The 17,966-nt window shown below is 71.8% G+C and carries 14 protein-coding genes; 1 reads left to right on the top strand and 13 read right to left on the bottom strand.

Annotated features, from left to right (window positions below):
- The first annotated feature begins 142 nt into the window (after positions 1-142).
- A complete protein-coding gene (locus AC07AL_RS05840) occupies positions 143-712 on the top strand; it encodes a Uma2 family endonuclease (RefSeq protein ID WP_363633378.1) in 570 nt (189 codons plus the stop codon).
- Between the two features lie 103 nt (positions 713-815).
- Here the strand turns inward: AC07AL_RS05840 and AC07AL_RS05835 are convergent, their stop codons facing one another.
- From AC07AL_RS05835 to trpC, 13 genes are all read right to left on the bottom strand, one after another.
- Complete coding sequence (locus tag AC07AL_RS05835; protein ID WP_363582786.1) at positions 816-2,273, bottom strand: aldehyde dehydrogenase family protein; 1,458 nt, start codon at positions 2,271-2,273, stop codon at positions 816-818.
- An 84-nt stretch (positions 2,274-2,357) separates the two neighbouring features.
- Positions 2,358-3,224, bottom strand: a complete 867-nt coding sequence (locus AC07AL_RS05830) for a helix-turn-helix domain-containing protein (protein ID WP_363368552.1) — start codon at positions 3,222-3,224, stop codon at positions 2,358-2,360.
- Positions 3,225-3,579: 355 nt separating this feature from the next.
- On the bottom strand, positions 3,580-5,058 hold the full coding sequence (locus AC07AL_RS05825) for a glutamate synthase subunit beta (RefSeq protein ID WP_363582788.1): 1,479 nt from the start codon (positions 5,056-5,058) through the stop codon (positions 3,580-3,582).
- On the bottom strand, positions 5,051-9,652 hold the full coding sequence (gene gltB, locus AC07AL_RS05820) for a glutamate synthase large subunit (RefSeq protein WP_478317025.1): 4,602 nt from the start codon (positions 9,650-9,652) through the stop codon (positions 5,051-5,053). Before gltB ends, AC07AL_RS05825 begins: the two co-directional genes overlap by 8 nt.
- Before the next feature lie 450 nt (positions 9,653-10,102).
- A complete protein-coding gene (locus AC07AL_RS05815; protein ID WP_363583022.1) occupies positions 10,103-10,825 on the bottom strand; it encodes a VIT1/CCC1 transporter family protein in 723 nt (240 codons plus the stop codon).
- Positions 10,826-10,985: 160 nt separating this feature from the next.
- On the bottom strand, positions 10,986-12,104 hold the full coding sequence (lgt, locus tag AC07AL_RS05810; protein WP_363582790.1) for a prolipoprotein diacylglyceryl transferase: 1,119 nt from the start codon (positions 12,102-12,104) through the stop codon (positions 10,986-10,988).
- Positions 12,105-12,247: 143 nt separating this feature from the next.
- On the bottom strand, positions 12,248-13,111 hold the full coding sequence (locus AC07AL_RS05805; protein WP_363582792.1) for a DsbA family protein: 864 nt from the start codon (positions 13,109-13,111) through the stop codon (positions 12,248-12,250).
- A 67-nt stretch (positions 13,112-13,178) separates the two neighbouring features.
- Positions 13,179-13,697, bottom strand: a complete 519-nt coding sequence (locus tag AC07AL_RS05800; RefSeq protein ID WP_363582794.1) for a MauE/DoxX family redox-associated membrane protein — start codon at positions 13,695-13,697, stop codon at positions 13,179-13,181.
- A 200-nt stretch (positions 13,698-13,897) separates the two neighbouring features.
- Positions 13,898-14,146, bottom strand: coding sequence for a hypothetical protein (locus AC07AL_RS05795; protein ID WP_350885697.1), 249 nt, complete (start codon positions 14,144-14,146; stop codon positions 13,898-13,900).
- A 215-nt stretch (positions 14,147-14,361) separates the two neighbouring features.
- On the bottom strand, positions 14,362-15,171 hold the full coding sequence (trpA, locus tag AC07AL_RS05790) for a tryptophan synthase subunit alpha (RefSeq protein WP_363582796.1): 810 nt from the start codon (positions 15,169-15,171) through the stop codon (positions 14,362-14,364).
- Positions 15,172-15,173: 2 nt separating this feature from the next.
- Entirely contained in the window at positions 15,174-16,445 is a 1,272-nt protein-coding gene (gene trpB / locus AC07AL_RS05785; protein ID WP_363582798.1) for a tryptophan synthase subunit beta, read from the bottom strand.
- 47 nt (positions 16,446-16,492) lie between these two features.
- On the bottom strand, positions 16,493-16,642 hold the full coding sequence (trpM, locus tag AC07AL_RS05780; protein ID WP_167745855.1) for a tryptophan biosynthesis modulator TrpM: 150 nt from the start codon (positions 16,640-16,642) through the stop codon (positions 16,493-16,495).
- Positions 16,643-16,651: 9 nt separating this feature from the next.
- On the bottom strand, positions 16,652-17,458 hold the full coding sequence (gene trpC / locus AC07AL_RS05775) for an indole-3-glycerol phosphate synthase TrpC (RefSeq protein WP_363618933.1): 807 nt from the start codon (positions 17,456-17,458) through the stop codon (positions 16,652-16,654).
- Between the last annotated feature and the right edge of the window lie 508 nt (positions 17,459-17,966).

The raw sequence follows: 17,966 nt of genomic DNA, 5'->3' as shown, positions 1-17,966 counted from the left end.
CCGTGCGCGATGATCGCGCCCGAGCAACCCCCCCCCCCCCCCCCCCCCCCCTCTCCCCCCCCCCCCCCCCCCCCCCCCCCCCCCCCCCCCCCCCCCCCCCCCCCGACGGCCTTCGTGCTGTTCGCAGTGGAAGAATGGGGCCATGAGCGAGTTCCAGATCCCAGAGCGCCACGCGCGGCTGCTGGCCTACGCGCAGAGCCTGACGCCTCCGGCCGGGTGGAAGATCGAGATCTCCGGCGACGAGATCATCATGATGGCCGGCCCATCGGTGATCCACCAGCGCAACCTGCTGCTCATCCGCGAGCAGTTCGACGCGCGCCGCCCGTCCGACCTGATGCCGAGCGAGAACACCGATCTGGCGTCGCCGAACGTGGGCAAGCTGCGCAACCCCGACCTGACCTACATCCCGATCTCGGTCGTCGAACTGGGCGGCAACGAGGTGCCGGCCGAGGAGGCGGCGATCGCGGTGGAGATCGTCTCGCCGTCGAACCCGGAGAACGACCTGGTCGGCAAGGTGCGCGACTACCCGCAGATGCGGATCCCGCTGTACCTGCTGATCGATCCGCGCAAGGGCGACATCACCCTCTACTCCGAGCCCTCCGACGGCGCCTACCGCCAACGCTGGACCGGCAGCTTCGGCGACCGGGTGCCGATCCCCGCCCCCTTCGGCTTCGAGCTCGCCACCGACGGTCTCATCCGTTACCCGGCCTGACCGATCAGGTCGCCCGGCGGCTGCCGCCGGGCGACCCGCACCGCCCGAGGCGGCACCGTCAGAACAGAAACACCCGGAACAGAAACGCCCGGAACGGCACCGCTCAGAACGGGAAGGCGGTGCGCCCGTGCTGGACGGAGATCCACTTCACGGTGGTGAACGCGTCCACCGTGGACTCCCCGTTGAGCCGCCCGATGCCGGAGTTCTTCTCCCCGCCGAACGGCACCGCCGGCTCGTCGGCGATGGTCCCGCCGTTGACGTGGATCATGCCGGTCTCGATCCGGTGCGCGACCCGGACGCCGCGCTCGACGTCGCCGGTGTGCACCGCGCCGCTGAGCCCGAAGGGGCTGTCGTTGGCGAGCCGGACGGCCTCGTCCTCGCCGTCGAAGGGCACCACGAGGACGACCGGGCCGAAGAGTTCGCGTTGGAGGATCGGCGCGTCCTCGGCCAGCCCGGTGAGGACGACGGGCTCCATCAGGCTGCCGACCGTGGTGCCGCGCAGCAGTGCGGTGGCGCCGGCGGCGATGGCCTGGTCGACCTGGGCGGTGATGGTGTCGGCCTGGACGGGGTTGATCAGCGGGCCGATCTGGGTGGCCGGGTCCTTGGGGTCGCCGACGGTGAGCGAGGAGACCTTCGCGACGAACTTGGCGGTGAACTCGGCCTCGACGGAGCGGTCGACGAGGATGCGGTTGGCGGCCATGCAGACCTGGCCCTGGTGGGCGAAGCGGCTGAACACGGCGGCGTCCACGGCGTAGTCGAGGTCGGCGTCGTCGAGCACGATCAGCGCGCTGTTGCCGCCGAGTTCGAGCACGGTGCGCTTGAAGTTGGCGGCGGCGACGGTGGCGACGTGCCGGCCGATCCGGTCGGAGCCGGTGAAGGCGATGACCTTGGGCACCGGGTGCTCGATGAAGGCGTCGCCGATCTCGGCGATGTCGGTGACCACGACGTTGAACAGCCCGGCCGGCAGGCCCGCCTCCTCGAAGAGCCGGGCGATCAGGGTGCCGCCGACGATCGGGGTCTCCTGGTGCGGCTTGAGCACCACGCCGTTGCCGAGTGCGAGGGCGGGGGCGACGGCCTTGATCGAGAGGTACAGCGGGAAGTTGAACGGGCTGATCACGCCGACGACGCCGACCGGCAGCCGGTAGAGGCGGTTCTCCTGGCCCTGCGTGATCGAGGGCAGCAGCCGGCCCTCCAGGCCCAGGGACACCCGCAGGCAGTCCCGCAGCATGTCCTTGACCAGGGAGAGCTCGAAGGCGGCCTTGAGCGCGGTGCCGCCGAGCTCGGCCATGATGGCGCGGGTGATCTCCTCCTCGCGTTCCTCGATCAGGCGCAGCACGCGTTCGAAGACGAGCCGGCGGGCGTAGGGGGTGGTGGCGGCCCACTGCTTCTGGGCCCGCTCGGCGGCCCGGTAGGCCCGGTCGACCTCGGCGATGGTGGCGACGGTGATGGTGGCGAGCTTGTCGCCGGTGTAGGGGTCGACGTCGACGATGTCCCAGGAGCCGCTGCCGCTGCACCATTCGCCGTCGATGTACTGCAGCGCCAACTCGGAGAAGTACGACATCTGATCCCTCTCGTGCCGGTTCGGGGAACGTCGGCGGGCGAGCCGCTACGGCCCGGTCTGATTGGGCATCATCGTACTGACGTCTCAGAGCTCTTGGCGTACGGAGTACAGGAGCTGCCGGGTCTGTTCGGGGTCGAGGCTGTCGGCGAGCAGCCCTTCCATGGCGTGGCGGTACTCGGCGACCTCGGCCGGCTTGTCGAGGTAGAGCGCGGTGGTGAACTGTTCGACGTAGACGACGTCGGCGAGTTCGGGTTCGGCGAAGCCGAGCACGGTGAAGGCGCCGCTCTCTGCGCTCAGTCCGGCGCAGCCCAGCGGCAGCACCCGGAGCCGGACGTTGGGCAGTTCACCGAGTTCCAGCAGCCGGTCGATCTGGTTGCGCATCAGCTCGGGGCCGCCCCAGGGGCGGCGCAGCGCGGCCTCGTCGAGGATCGCGAGCAGGCGGGGGCCGCTCTCGGCGGTGAGCAGGGCCTGGCGTTTGAGCCGGACCTCGACGCGGCGTTCGATCTCGCCGGGGTCGGTGACGTGGCCGCCGGCGGCGATGACGGCGCGGGCGTAGTCGGCGGTCTGGAGCAGCCCGTGGACGAACTGGACCTCGTAGCTGCGGATCTCGGCGACGGCTTCTTCCAGGCCGACGTAGTTCTGGAACCAGGCGGGCAGCACGTCGCCGTACTCGTGCCACCAGGAGGTGGCGTTGGCATCCCGGACGAGTCCGAGGACGGTGGCGCGCTCCTGCTCGGCCTCGACGCCGTACAGGGTGAGCAGGTCGGCGACGTCGCGTTCCTTGAAGCCGACCCGGCCGAGTTCCATCCGGCTGATCTTGGACTCGGAGGCGCGGATCGAGTAGCCGGCCTCCTCGCGGCTGACGCCCCTGGCCTCGCGGAGCTTGCGCAGCTGGGTGCCGAGCAGCAGGCGCCGTACCGTGGCGCCTCCGCTTGTCTGAGTCGTGCTCATCGCGTCAACCTCCGCACTCGCGCAGCAGCCCCCCGGCCGTCGGCGGCAGTCTGCCACCTGGTACCGACGAACAACAGTCCGTCCGGTCAGGCCCTCCCGCGCGGCGTCCGGAACGGGCCTACGGTAGACCCAAGTCCTGGGAAATGTCTGAGAGTTGACACGGCCCTTGACGGGCCTGCCATCTTCGGGGTAAGGCGGCGGACCGCCCGGGGGAACGCGACGGCGCCCGCCCTCCAACTGGTCGGGGAAGAGGGCAGGCGCCAGGAGACCGCGTTGGCCCGGCGACGCTGGCGGGGGCAGCGGGTTGAGCTCCCGGCGATGCGGCACCGGGGGTTCAGGGGGGCCGGTCGGCCCGTCAGACGACCAGCGGGCGGTCGGTGGGACGGATCGGGGCCGGCAGTGGGGTCTTGCCGCCGAGGTACTTGTCCACCGCGGCTGCGGCCGAGCGGCCTTCCGCGATGGCCCAGACGATCAGCGACTGACCGCGGCCGGCGTCTCCGCAGACGTACACGCCATCGACATTGGTGGCGAACCGGCCGTCGCGGCCAATGTTACCGCGCGCGTCCAGGTCCACGCCGAGCTGCTCGACCAGGCCGTTGCGGACGTCGGTGCCGGTGAAGCCCATGGCCAGGGTGACGAGCTGCGCCGGGATGGCCCGCTCGGTGCCGGGGACGGGCTCGAAGCGGCCGTCCTTGAACTCGACCTCGACGAGGTGCAGCTCCTGGACGTTGCCGACCGTCTGTCCCTCTTCGGGGGCGGAGCCGGTGAAGTGGGTGGTGTTCACGGAGTAGATTCGCTCGCCGCCCTCCTCGTGCGCGGAGGTGACCTTGTAGGTCATCGGCATGGTCGGCCAGGGCTGGTGGCCGGGGCGCTCCTCGGAGGGCCGCGGCATGATCTCCAGCTGGGTGACGGAGGCCGCGCCCTGGCGGTGGGCGGTGCCGACGCAGTCGGCGCCGGTGTCGCCGCCGCCGATGACGACGACGTGCTTGCCCTTGGCGCTGATCGGCGACTCGACGAAGTCGCCCTCCTGCACCTTGTTGGCCAGCGGCAGGTACTCCATGGCCTGGTGGACGCCCTTGAGCTCGCGCCCGGGCACCGCCAGGTCGCGCGCGGTGGTGGCGCCGGCGGCGACGACGACGGCGTCGAAGCGCTCGCGCAGCTGCTGGCCGGTGATGTCCTCGCCGACGTGCACGCCGGTGCGGAAGCGGGTGCCCTCCGCGCGCATCTGCTCGACGCGGCGGTTGATGTGGCGCTTCTCCATCTTGAACTCGGGGATGCCGTAGCGCAGCAGGCCGCCGACGCGGTCGGCGCGCTCGTACACGACGACGGTGTGCCCGGCCCGGGTGAGCTGCTGGGCGACGGCCAGGCCGGCCGGGCCGGAGCCGACGACGGCGACGGTCTTGCCGGACAGCCGCTCCGGGACCTGCGGCGTGACGCCGCCGCGGTCCCAGGCCTTGTCGATGATGGTGACCTCGACGTTCTTGATGGTCACCGCGTCCTGGTTGATGCCGAGCACGCAGGCCGACTCGCAGGGCGCCGGGCAGAGGCGGCCGGTGAACTCCGGGAAGTTGTTGGTCGCGTGCAGCCGCTCGATCGCGCCGACGAAGTCGTCCCGGTAGGCGAGGTCGTTCCACTCGGGGATGAGGTTCCCGAGCGGGCAGCCGTTGTGGCAGAACGGGATGCCGCAGTCCATGCAGCGGCCGGCCTGCTCGGTGATGATCGGCAGGAGGCTGCGCTCGACGTAGACCTCGTTCCAGTCCCGCAGGCGCACGTCGACGGGGCGCCGCTCGGCCAGCTGCTTGGGCGTGGTCAGGAAGCCCTTGGGGTCAGCCATTAGCCGCCTCCATCATCTTGCGAGTGGTCTCGGCCTCGGAGAGGCCATCGCGCTCAGCGGCGTCCTTGGCGGCGAGCACTGCCTTGTAGTCGGTCGGCATGATCGTGGAGAAGCGGGAGACCCCGCTGCCCCAGTCGGCCAGGAGTTCGGCGGCGACGGTGGAGCCGGTCTCCTCGTAGTGCTGCTGCACGGTCTCGCGCAGCCAGTCGCGGTCGGCGGCGGAGGGGGCCTCGATGCCCACCAGGCCGTCGTTGACGTTCGCGGGGCGCAGGTCCAGGACGTAGGCGATGCCGCCGGACATGCCGGCCGCCAGGTTGCGCCCGGTCTCGCCGAGGATGACGACCCGGCCGCCGGTCATGTACTCCAGGCCGTGGTCGCCCACGCCCTCGACGACCAGGGTGGCGCCGGAGTTGCGGACGGCGAAGCGCTCGCCGGCCTTGCCGCGCAGGTGGATCCGGCCGGAGGTGGCGCCGTAGCCGATGGTGTTGCCGGCGATGACGTGGTTCTGCGCGTCGTTGCCGATGGCCGCGGCGTCGCGGGCCGGGCGGACGATCACGACACCGCCGGAGAGGCCCTTGCCGACGTAGTCGTTGGCGTCGCCCTCCAGCCGCAGGGTCACGCCGCGCGGCACGAAGGCGCCGAAGGACTGCCCGGCGGAGCCGGTGAAGGTGACGTCGATGGTGCCCTCGGGCAGGCCCTCGCCGCGGTAGCGCTTGGTCACCTCGTGGCCGAGCATGGTGCCGACGGTGCGGTTGACGTTGCGGATCGGCAGCTGGATGCGGACGGTCTCGCCGCGCTCCAGGGCGTCCTCGGCGAGCGTGATCAGCTGGTTGTCCAGGGCCTTGTCGAGCGCGTGGTCCTGGGAGGTGGTGCGGTGGCGGGCCGCGCCCTCGGGCAGCTGCGGGACGTGGAAGAGCGGGGCCAGGTCGAGCCCGGCGGCCTTCCAGTGGTCGACGGCGGCGGCGGCGTTGATGTGCTCGGCGTGGCCGACGGCCTCCTCGATCGTGCGGAAGCCCAGCTCGGCGAGGATCTCCCGAACCTCCTCGGCGATGAACTCGAAGAAGTTGACCACGAACTCGGGCTTGCCGGAGAAGCGCTCGCGCAGCACCGGGTTCTGGGTGGCGACGCCGACCGGGCAGGTGTCCAGGTGGCAGACGCGCATCATGATGCAGCCGGAGACGACCAGCGGCGCGGTGGCGAAGCCGAACTCCTCGGCGCCGAGCAGCGCGGCGATGACGACGTCGCGGCCGGTCTTGAGCTGGCCGTCGGTCTGCACGACGATGCGGTCGCGCAGGCCGTTGAGCAGCAGGGTCTGCTGGGTCTCGGCGAGGCCGAGCTCCCAGGGGCCGCCCGCGTGCTTCAGCGAGGTCAGCGGGGAGGCGCCGGTACCGCCGTCGTGCCCGGAGACCAGCACCACGTCGGCGTGCGCCTTGGAGACGCCCGCGGCGACCGTGCCGACGCCGACCTCGGACACCAGCTTCACGTGGATGCGGGCGGCCGGGTTGGCGTTCTTGAGGTCGTGGATGAGCTGCGCCAGGTCCTCGATCGAGTAGATGTCGTGGTGCGGCGGCGGCGAGATCAGGCCGACACCCGGGGTGGAGTGCCGGGTCTTGGCGACCCACGGGTAGACCTTGTGGCCGGGCAGCTGGCCGCCCTCGCCGGGCTTGGCGCCCTGGGCCATCTTGATCTGGATGTCGTCGGCGTTGACCAGGTACTCGGAGGTGACGCCGAAGCGGCCGGAGGCGACCTGCTTGATGGCCGAGCGGCGCTGCGGGTCGTACAGGCGGTCCGGGTCCTCGCCGCCCTCGCCGGTGTTGGACTTGCCGCCGAGGCGGTTCATCGCGATGGCGAGGGTCTCGTGCGCCTCCAGGGAGATGGAGCCGTACGACATGGCGCCGGTGGAGAAGCGCTTGACGATCTCGGAGACCGGCTCGACCTCCTCGACCGGGATCGGGGTCCGGCCGAGGGCGTCCAGCTGGAACAGGCCGCGCAGCGTCATCAGGCGGGTGGACTGCTCGTTCACCCGGTCCGTGTACTGCTTGAAGATGTCGTACCGGCGGTTGCGGGTGGAGTGCTGGAGCCGGAAGACGGTGTCCGGGTCGAACAGGTGCGGTTCGCCCTCGCGGCGCCACTGGTACTCGCCGCCGATCTCCAGCGCGCGGTGCGCGGCCGGGATGCCGGAGGCCGGGTAGGCCTTGGCGTGGCGGGCGGCGGTCTCCTTGGCGATCTCCTCCAGGCCGATGCCGCCGAGCTTGGTGGTGGTGCCGGCGAAGTAGCCGTCGACCAGCTCCTGGGAGAGGCCGATGGCCTCGAAGACCTGGGCGCCGCGGTAGGAGGCGACGGTCGAGATGCCCATCTTGGACATGACCTTGAGCACGCCCTTGCCGAGCGCCTTGATCAGGTTCTTGATGGCCTTCTCGGGCTCGACGCCCTGGATGAACACCTTCTGGGCGACGAGGTCCTCGACGGACTCCATGGCCAGGTACGGGTTGACGGCGCCGGCGCCGTAGCCGATCAGCAGCGCGACGTGGTGCACCTCGCGGACGTCGCCGGCCTCGACCAGCAGCGACACCTGGGTGCGCTGCTTGGTGCGGATGAGGTGGTGGTGGATCGCGGAGGTGAGCAGCAGCGAGGGGATCGGGGCGTGCTCGGCGTCGGAGTGCCGGTCGGAGAGCACGACGATCCGGGCGCCGTCGGCGATCGCGGCGTCGGCCTCGGCGGCGATCTCGGCCAGCCGGGCGGCCAGGCCCTGGCCGCCGGCGGCGACCTTGTAGAGGCCGGAGAGCGTGACGGCCTTGAGGCCGGGCTGGTCGCCGTCGTGGTTGATGTGGACGAGCTTGGCCAGCTCGTCGTTGTCGATCACCGGGAAGGTGATGCCGACCGAGCGGCAGGCGGCGGCCTCGGCGGCCAGCAGGTTGCCCTCGGGGCCGAGGTTGCTGAGCAGCGAGGTGACGAGCTCCTCGCGGATGGCGTCCAGCGGCGGGTTGGTGACCTGCGCGAAGAGCTGGACGAAGTAGTCGAAGAGCAGGCGCGGCTTCTCGCTGAGCGCGGCGATCGGCGAGTCGGTGCCCATCGAGCCGAGCGCCTCGCCGCCGGTCTTGGCCATCGGCGCGAGGATGACCCGCAGCTCCTCCTCGGTGTAGCCGAAGGTCTGCTGGCGGCGGGTGACCGAGGCGTGGGTGTGGAAGATGTGCTCGCGCTCGGGCAGCTTGGCGAGCTGGATCTGCCCGGCGGCGACCCACTCCGCGTAGGGGTGCTCGGCGGCGAGGGAGGACTTGATCTCCTCGTCCCCGACGATGCGGCCCTCGGCGGTGTCGACGAGGAACATCCGGCCGGGCTGGAGGCGGCCCTTCTTGGCGACCTTCTCCTGGTCGATGTCGAGCACGCCGACCTCGGAGGAGAGGACGACGAGGCCGTCCTCGGTGATCCAGTAGCGGGCCGGGCGCAGGCCGTTGCGGTCGAGCACGGCGCCGATCTGGGTGCCGTCGGTGAAGGTGACGCAGGCCGGGCCGTCCCAGGGCTCCATCAGGTTGGAGTGGTACTGGTAGAAGGCCCGGCGGGCCGGGTCCATGGTGGCGTGGTTCTCCCACGCCTCCGGGATCATCATCAGCACCGAGTGCGGCAGCGAGCGGCCGCCGAGGTGGAGCAGCTCCAGGACCTCGTCGAAGGAGGCGGAGTCGGAGTGCTCCGGGGTGCAGACCGGGAAGATCCGCTCCAGGCCCCGGCCGTTGCGGTCGGCGGGGATGAGGTCGGTGGCGAGCTGGGACTCGCGGGCGCTCATCCAGTTGCGGTTGCCCTTGACCGTGTTGATCTCGCCGTTGTGGGCGACGAAGCGGTACGGGTGGGCGAGCGGCCAGCTCGGGAAGGTGTTGGTGGAGAAGCGCGAGTGCACCAGGCCGACGGCGGAGGCGTAGGAGCGGTCCGACAGGTCGGGGAAGAAGGGCTCCAGCTGGCCGGTGGTCAGCATGCCCTTGTAGACGATGGTGCGCGCGGACAGCGACGGGAAGTAGACCCCGACCTCGCGCTCGGAGCGCTTGCGGACGACGAAGGCGGTCCGGTCGAGCTCGATCCCGGCCAGGCCCTCCTTGGCGAGGAAGAGCTGCCGGAAGCGCGGCATGACGCCGCGGGCGGTGGCGCCGAGCAGGTCCGGGGTGACGGGGACGTCGCGCCAGCCGAGGACGGTGAGGTCCTCCTCGGCCGCGATGGCCTCGATCCGGGCGACGGCGTCCGCGTCGGCGGCGTCCTCGTCGGGCAGGAAGGCGATGCCGACCGCGTAGGAGCCGGCGGCGGGGAGCTCGAAGTCGACCTTGCCGCGCAGGAAGGCGTCCGGGATCTGGGTGAGGATGCCGGCGCCGTCACCGGAGTCCGGCTCGGCGCCGGTGGCGCCGCGGTGCTCCAGGTTGCGCAGGACGGTCAGCGCCTGTTCGACGATGGTGTGGTCGGCGATGCCGGTCAGCGTGGCGACGAAACCGACGCCGCAGGCGTCGTGCTCGTTTCGCGGGTCGTACAGGCCCTGAGCGGTAGGTCGCGCATCCGGAACGAGCGCGTACGGCTGGCGGGCTGCGCCGGCCTGGGGCTCGTTGGCGGAGTGCATGGATGCAGGCAGCATCGGCTCTCCCGTCGTCGTCTTTCGGCTGTGTGGTGCAAGGAGGGACGACGTTGGCCCTGATGCGATTTCGTGCAAGTTACATGATGCCCAAGATCCCGGGAAGTGGAATATCTCGTCCACATGGCGGACTGATCCGCAGGTCAAGGGGGGAATGAGAGGACGCGCCACAATGCGCGTCCCCTCGATTGTGCCCGGCGGTCGGCCGCCTGAAACAGGGGCGAAACCCGATCGCCACACGGGACGATCAAGGACGCCTGTGAATCGATCCCGAGGGATCACCCACGGATGCGAATCCTCGGCCCCGAGGCCCGAATGGTGAGACTAGGCCAGGCACCACCCGGCAGCCGTGTGCGGAACGTCACGCACTTCCCGGCATAGTCATGCACTCCTCCGGGTCGTCACACACGCCGGCCGACGGCCCAGGCGCCCCGGTGCCTAGCCGACGTGCCCGCCGATCAGCCACCCCAGCAGGTACGTCACCCCGGCCGCCGCCCCGCCCAGCACCAGCTGCCGCAGCCCGCTGAACCACCAGCTGCGCGCCGTCACCCGCGCCACCACCGCGCCGCACAGGAACAGCCCCACCACCGACAGCAGCAGCGCCGGCACCAGCGAGGTCGCCCCCAGCAGGTACGGCAGCAGCGGCAGCAGCGCGCCCACCGCGAAGCAGACGAAGGACGACCCGGCGGCCACCCACGGTGACGGCAGGTCGTTCGGGTCGATGCCCAGCTCCTCCCGGGCGTGGATCTCCAGGGCCTGGTCCGGATTGGCGGACAGCTGCCGGGCCACCTCGTGGGCGAGGTCCGGCTCCACCCCGCGGGCGATGTACAGCTGCGCCAGCTCGGCCAGCTCGCCGTGCGGGTTGCGGCTCAGCTCCAGCCGCTCGGCCTCGATCTCGGCCTGCACCAGCTCGGCCTGCGAGGCCACCGAGGTGTACTCCCCCGCCGCCATCGAGCAGGCGCCGGCCGCCAGCCCGGCGAGCCCGGTCAGCACCACCGTGCCGCTGGACACCGAGCCGCCGACCACGCCGGTCATCAGCGCGAAGTTGGAGACCAGGCCGTCCATCGCCCCGAACACGGCGGGCCGCAGCCAGCCTCCGTTCACGTCCCGGTGGTGCCCGGCAGCGGGTATGCGGGGGTGGTGCCCGGCCTCGGGCTCCAGGGTGGTCGCGCTCACGGCAGTTCCCCTCCGTTCGATTCGTCTGCCCCGACCGTAGACCGTCTGACCTGCGCATTTCCAGCAAAGTAAGGCTGTCCGAACAGCGCTTCGGCCGCCCTGCGCGAGCATCGCGCGGGCGGCCGAAGCGGGGGTAACTCCCAGGTCAGGTCAGGTTCTTGGCATTCTTGTCGGCGCTCTCGACGGCTTCGGAGGCTGCCTCCGCGTCCGCCTTTTCGTCCGTGGACTGAGACAGTTCGGCGGTCTCACCGGCCCCGGCGACCTTCTCGGACGGCGCGGGCTTCCCGGCGGCCTTCTCCGCCGAAGCCGCCTTGCCGGCCTTCTCGGCCTTCTCGGCCCTGCCCGACTTCTCGGACACCGCGGCCTTGCCGGACACCGCGGCCTTCTCGGACGCCGCCGCCTTGTCGGACGGGCCCCGCGCCTCGCCCTCCTCGTCGGCCAGCGGGTCGATGCTCGCCGGGTCCTCCCGGCCGGGCCGCTTCTTGCCGACGACCACCAGGTAGACCACGGCGCCGATGAACACCACGATCGACGTCCAGTCGTTCAGCCGCAGGCCGAAGTAGACGTGCGCCTCGTCGATCCGCAGCCACTCGGTCCAGAACCGGCCCACCGTGTACGCGGCCACGTACAGCGCGAAGGCCCGCCCGTGCCCCAGCTTGAAGCGGCGGTCGGCCCAGATGACCAGCAGCGCGACCCCGACGCACCAGATCGACTCGTACAGGAAGGTCGGGTGGTAGACGCCCTTGACGACCTCGCCGCCCGGCAGCGTCTTGTCGATCTCCAGGCCCCACGGCAGCGTGGTCGGCCGGCCGTACAGCTCCTGGTTGAAGTAGTTGCCCCAGCGGCCCATCGCCTGCGCGAGCGCGATGCCCGGCGCGATGGCGTCCGCGTACGCGGGCAGCGGCACGCCCCGGCGGCGGCAGCCGATCCAGGCCCCGACCGCGCCGAGCGCGACGGCGCCCCAGATGCCGAGGCCGCCCTCCCAGATCTTGAAGGCGTTCCAGGGGTTCTTGCCGGCCCCGAAGTACAGCTGGTGGTCGGTGATCACGTGGTACAGCCGGCCGCCGACCAGGCCGAAGGGCACGGCCCAGACGGCGATGTCGCCGACCGTGTGCTTGGCACCGCCCCGGGCGACCCAGCGCTTGCTGCCGAGCCAGACGGCCACGACGACACCGAGGATGATGCAGAAGGCGTAGGCGCGCAGCGGGACCGGTCCGAGGTACAGGACGCCCCGCGACGGGCTGGGAATGTAGGCGATATCCATGGCGGTTCCGACGCTACAGGGTCTGCGGCCCCTGCTGGGCACCCCCGGGGTCACAGATACCGAACAACGGGCACCGGGAACGGCGCCGCCGCCCCCTCCGGACGGGGAGGAGACGGCGGCGGTCACCCGGCGGTGTGCGGGGCTCAGCCCGCGGTCGGCGACGGGTTGTTGGCCTCCGAGGCGGTGCTGGTGGGCGCCGGGGTCTGCCCGTTGGAGCCCGCGGTGCCCAGCTGCTTGCCCTGGTTGGCGGCGTCGACCCACTTCACCAGGTTCGCCGGGGTGATCTCCTCGGCGCCGTTCTTGGGGTAGATCGGCTGGCCGTTGAGCAGCACGGTCGGGGTGGACTTGTAGCTGGACTTGTCGAAGTCCTGCTGCACGGACGACACCCATCCGCCGTACTTGTTGTCGTTGACGCAGGCCTGGAAGGCGGGCGTGTCGAGACCGTTGACCTGCTTGGCGAGGTTGATCAGGACGGCCTTGTCGCCGAAGGCGTCGCTGGTCTCGTCCGGCTGGTTGCGGTACAGCACGTCGTGGAAGTCCCGGAAGTGCCCGGCGTCCTGGGCGCAGGCCAGCGCGTTGGCGCCGGCCTTGGAGCCCTTGCCCGGGACGGCCCGGTCGATGAACGACACGATGTGGTAGTTGGTGTAGATCTTGCCGGCGTCTTCCAGCTGGTCGACGGTCGAGGAGAACTCGCGCTCGAAGATCCCGCAGGCCGGGCAGCGCGGGTCCTCGTAGACGGTGAGGACGGCCGGGGCGTTGGCCGAGCCGGCCGGGATGACCAGGTTCTTGTCGCCGATCGTCCCGGCGGGGGCGGCGACCGGGGTCTCCGGCTTGGAGCGCTGGTTCTGCACCACGACGCCGGTGACCACGGCGGCGGCGATCACCACGAGCACCGCGCCGCCCACCAACAGCTTCTTCCTGCGCCTGGACGTGGCCTCGTCGGCCGCCCGCTGCTCCAGCATCCGCTCGCGGGCGGTGCGCTTGCCTTCTCGGTTCTTCTCGCTCATTGCCTTGACATCCACAATCGGGGAGGGCCTTCGTGGGGTGGGGTGGGGGTGCGGCGGGGCCGGCCGGTCAGCTCGCCAGCCAGCCGTCCGCCGAGAACCTGGTGCGGGGCCGCCACAGCAGCCACCCGGCCAGCAGGAGGAACCCGGTGTCGCGCAGGATCTCCTGGAGGTACTCGGTCTGCGAGGCGTCGACGTGCCCGCCGCCGCCGAAGCAGCCGCAGTCGATCGAGATGCCGCGCGCCCAGGCGGTGGCGATCCCGGCGATGAAGGTGAGCAGCAGCAGCGCGGAGACGCCGGCGACGATCCGGACGCCGAGGCCGATCACCAGCAGCAGGGCGAGCGCCAGCTCCAGGAAGGGCAGGGCGTAGCCGACCGGCTTGACCAGGCCCTCGGGCAGGATCTCGTAGGCGCGGACGGCCTGGGCGGCCTCCGCCGGGTCGGCGATCTTGGCCAGGCCGGCCCAGCCCCAGACCACCGCGAGGCCGAGCCGGACGACGGTGCCCAGCCACGGACTCCAGGCCTGCACCGGCCGCCGGGCGGGCGGCGCGGGCGCCGTGTCACCGGGCTGCGCTGCCGGGCCGGCCATCAGGGAACCCCCCTCGGGAAACTCGTTCACTTCCTGATGAACCGTAAGGGATGAAGGGCGGTTCCTCCATATTCAGGAATTAAGCCGGATGGGTGACGTCTGGTGATGGTGTGTCCGAATCCGGCGAACGTCCGTTCAGGGGCGGGTGACCGGGCGGGAGGCCGGGCGGGCGCCCCTGGTCGATCAGGTCGGCGCGGCCCTCAGGAGCGGCAGCCGGGCGGGCGGCCGGGGTCGAACAGGTCGGCGCGGCCCTCGTGGTGCGGGTGGGCTGCCCGCTCGGCGGCGTCCCAGCGGGCCGCCTCGGCGCAGGCGTACGCGTCCCGCACGGCCCGCTCGGCACCGCGCTTGGCCAGCGCCTGCCCCACCTCGGTGTGCGCTCCGACGGCGGCGCCGAGCGCCAGCGCGGCGGCGGCCGCCCGCAGCAGAACGGCCCGATGGAGACCCGGCACCGGCTCACTCCTTCGCTCGCTCGGCAACCCCCGTGCACCTCGTTCGTGCACTCGTCCCTCCACTCAACGCCGGTCAACCCCGCCTGATGCGTGTGCCCGTAGCTGTTCACCCGTTCGGGGCCGCGCGAGCGCCGCCGCCCGGCGAGCCGGGCGCACACAAGCGCGACGGCCCGCCGCCCCCGGAGGGAGCGACGGGCCGTCAGGTGGTACGAGGGTCAGCGCCGACGGACGCCCGCCGCCAGCTCGCCGGCCAGGGCGCGCACCGCGTCCAGCGCGGCCGCCTCGTCGTCGCCGGCCTCCAGGATCCGCTTCACGAACGCGGAGCCCACGATCACGCCGTCGGCGAAGCCCGCCACCTCGGCGGCCTGCTCGGGGGTGGAGACGCCGAGGCCGACGCAGACCGGCAGGTCGGTGGTGGCCCGGGTGCGGGCGACCAGGTCCTCGGCAAGCGAACCGACCTGGGCGCGGGTCCCGGTCACGCCCATCACGGCGGCCGCGTAGACGAAGCCGCTGCCGGCCGCGGTGACCTCGGCCAGGCGCGGGTCCTTGCTGCTGGGGGCGACCACGAACACGGTGTCCAGCCCGTGCTCGTCCGCCGCCTTGCGCCACTCCTCGGACTCCTCCACCGGCAGGTCCGGCAGGATGCAGCCGGCGCCGCCCGCGGCCGCGAGGTCGGCGGCGAAGCGCGCGGTGCCGTAGCGGTCGACCGGGTTCCAGTACGTCATCACCAGCACCGCCGCCTCGGGGTGCGCGGTGGCGACCTCCTGGACGGTGCGCAGCACGTCCTTGATCCGCACGCCGCCGCGCAGCGCGATGTCGTCGGCGGTCTGGATGACGGCGCCGTCCAGGACCGGGTCGGAGTGCGGCAGGCCGACCTCGACGATGTCGCAGCCGCCCTCGATCAGCGCGTTGATCGCCCGGATGCCGCCGTCGACGGTCGGGAAGCCGCCCGGCAGGTAGCCGATCAGCGCGGCGCGGTCCTCGGCCTTGGCTGCCGCCAGGATGCCACTGAGCTTCGATGCCATGGTCACTTACCCCCGTGGGCCGCGTCGTGGGCCGAACCGCCGGCCGGCTCGTCGTACAGGCCGAAGTACTCGGCCGCGGTGTGCATGTCCTTGTCGCCGCGCCCGGAGAGCGAGACCAGGATGGTGGCCTCGGGCCCGAGCTCGCGGCCCAGCTCCAGGGCGCCGGCCAGCGCGTGGGCGCTCTCGATGGCCGGGATGATGCCCTCGGTGCGGGACAGCAGCCGCAGCGCCTGCATGGCGGCGTCGTCGGTGACGGGGCGGTACTCGGCCCGTCCGGTGTCCTTCAGCCAGGCGTGCTCCGGGCCGACGCCCGGGTAGTCGAGGCCGGCGGAGATGGAGTGCGACTCGATGGTCTGGCCGTCCTCGTCCTGGAGGACGTAGGTGCGCGAGCCGTGCAGCACGCCGGGGTCGCCCTTGGTGAGGGTGGCGGCGTGCTTGGGGGTGTCGGCGCCCTCGCCGGCGGCCTCGCAGCCGATCAGGCGCACGCCGGCGTCGGGGATGAACTCGTGGAAGATGCCCATCGCGTTGGAGCCGCCGCCGACGCAGGCGACGACGGCGTCGGGCAGCCGCCCGGTGCGGTCGAGCACCTGCTGGCGGGCCTCGACGCCGATGACCCGGTGGAAGTCGCGGACCATCATCGGGAAGGGGTGCGGGCCGGCCACGGTGCCGAACAGGTAGTGGGTGGAGTCCACGTTGGCGACCCAGTCGCGGAACGCCTCGTTGATGGCGTCCTTGAGGGTGCGGCTGCCGGAGGTGACGGACACCACCTCAGCGCCGAGCATCCGCATCCGGGCGACGTTCAGCGCCTGGCGCTGGGTGTCGACCTCGCCCATGTAGATGGTGCAGTCGAAGCCGAACAGGGCGCAGGCGGTGGCGGTGGCCACGCCGTGCTGGCCGGCGCCGGTCTCGGCGATGATCCGGGTCTTGCCCATCCGCCGGGTGAGCAGGGCCTGGCCCAGCACGTTGTTGATCTTGTGCGAGCCGGTGTGGTTGAGGTCCTCGCGCTTGAGCAGGACGCGCGCGCCGCCCGCCTCGGCGGAGAAGCGGTGCACGTCGGTCAGCGGGCTCGGGCGGCCGGTGTAGTCCTTGAGCAGGCCGTCGAGTTCGGCGGCGAAGGCCGGGTCGGCCTTGGCCTTCTCGTACTCCTCGGCGACCTGCTCGACGGCGGCGACCAGCGCCTCGGGGATGAAGCGGCCGCCGTAGGCACCGAAGTAGCCTCGGGCGTCCGGCACCTGGGCGCCGGGCAGGTAGTCCTTCGCGGACTTTTCGGACATGGTGGAGTCCTTTGGGAGATGACGACAGGGACGTCTCGTGGCTGGGCTCAGCCGGATGTCCGTCGCCATCGGCGGCCCGGCACCTGCCCGGGCTCGCAGCCGATCACGTAGCGCACCCGCCGCCCCAGCACCCGGCGTGCGGGCGCGCGGCAGCCGCGCGGGCGGCAACCGGGGGCGAGGCGGGTGGCGATCTTCATGTCGGCGGGTCAGTCCTTGTGCCGGACGGCGGGGTGGGCGCCGGCCGCGACCAGGTCGGCGACCGCGGCGCGCGGGTCCTTGCCGGTCACCAGGGACTCGCCGACCAGGACGGCGTCGGCGCCCAGGTTGGCGTAGGAGATCACGTCCAGCGGGCCGCGCACGCCGGACTCGGCGATCTTGACGACGCTGTCCGGGATGGCGTGGACGACGTTGCCGAAGGTGTTGCGGTCCACCTCAAGGGTCTTGAGGTTGCGGGCGTTGACGCCGATGATCCGCGCCCCGGCGTCCACCGCGCGCTTGATCTCCTCCTCGTCGTGCACCTCGACCAGCGGGGTGAGGCCGATCGACTCGGCCCGCTCGATCAGCGACACCAGGGCCGACTGGTCGAGGGCGGCGACGATCAGCAGCGCGAGGTCGGCGCCGTGCGCGCGGGCCTCCCACAACTGGTAGGCGGTGACGATGAAGTCCTTGCGCAGCAGCGGGGTGTCCACCGCCGCGCGGACGGCGTCCAGGTCGGCCAGCGAGCCGCCGAAACGGCGCTGCTCGGTGAGCACGCTGATCGCGGCGGCGCCGCCGGCCGCGTAGTCGCCCGCCAGGGCGGCCGGGTCGGCGATCGCGGCCAGCGCGCCCTTGGACGGGCTGGAGCGCTTCACCTCGCAGATCACCCGGACCCCGTCGCCCTTGAGCGCGGCGACGCCGTCCTTGGCCTCGGGGGCCTTGGCGGCGAGTTCCTTCAGCTGGTCCAGGGAGACCCGGGCCTGTCGTTCGGCGAGGTCCTCGCGGACCCCCTCGATGATCGTGTCGAGCACACTCATGCGCACACCTCGCTTCGCTCAGCAGGCGCTGCGCGCAACACGCACCTGTCAATGGTTCGCTCGCTCACGCGAAGTGCCCCCAACATTTCTGTTCGTTCGCCGGCGACGAGCCGTCCGGGCGGTGGCCCGGCGGCACTTCGATGGTATCGGCACCCGGGGGCGCGGGGCGCATCCGCCCGGTGTGCGTCTCGCGTGCCGGACGCCCCCCTGGGCAGCTCCCAACTGCGGTTTCACCGGTTCTCCGGCGGCGCCCGAACGCGCGGTGCGGACCAAGTGGACCGATGTACGGACCCCGGTGTGGACCGGTGCGCGAGCCTGCGCGGGTCGCTACCCGTCGGCGTGGGCGATCAAACCAGCAGGGGCGCCAGCCCCGCCCCGACGGGCAGGTTGCGCACCACCGTGAACACCAGCAGCAGCAGGAGGACCAGCACCCAGCGCCGGGCCCCGAGCGGGGGCCTGGGCCGGGGGGTGGGGACAGTTTAAGGCGGCCCGGCCCAACGCGAGGACA

The sequence above is a fragment of the Kitasatospora sp. NPDC043949 genome, from assembly GCF_056435365.1.
Note: the sequence above shows the minus strand (reverse complement) of the source record. Positions and strands in the feature narration are given on the sequence as shown.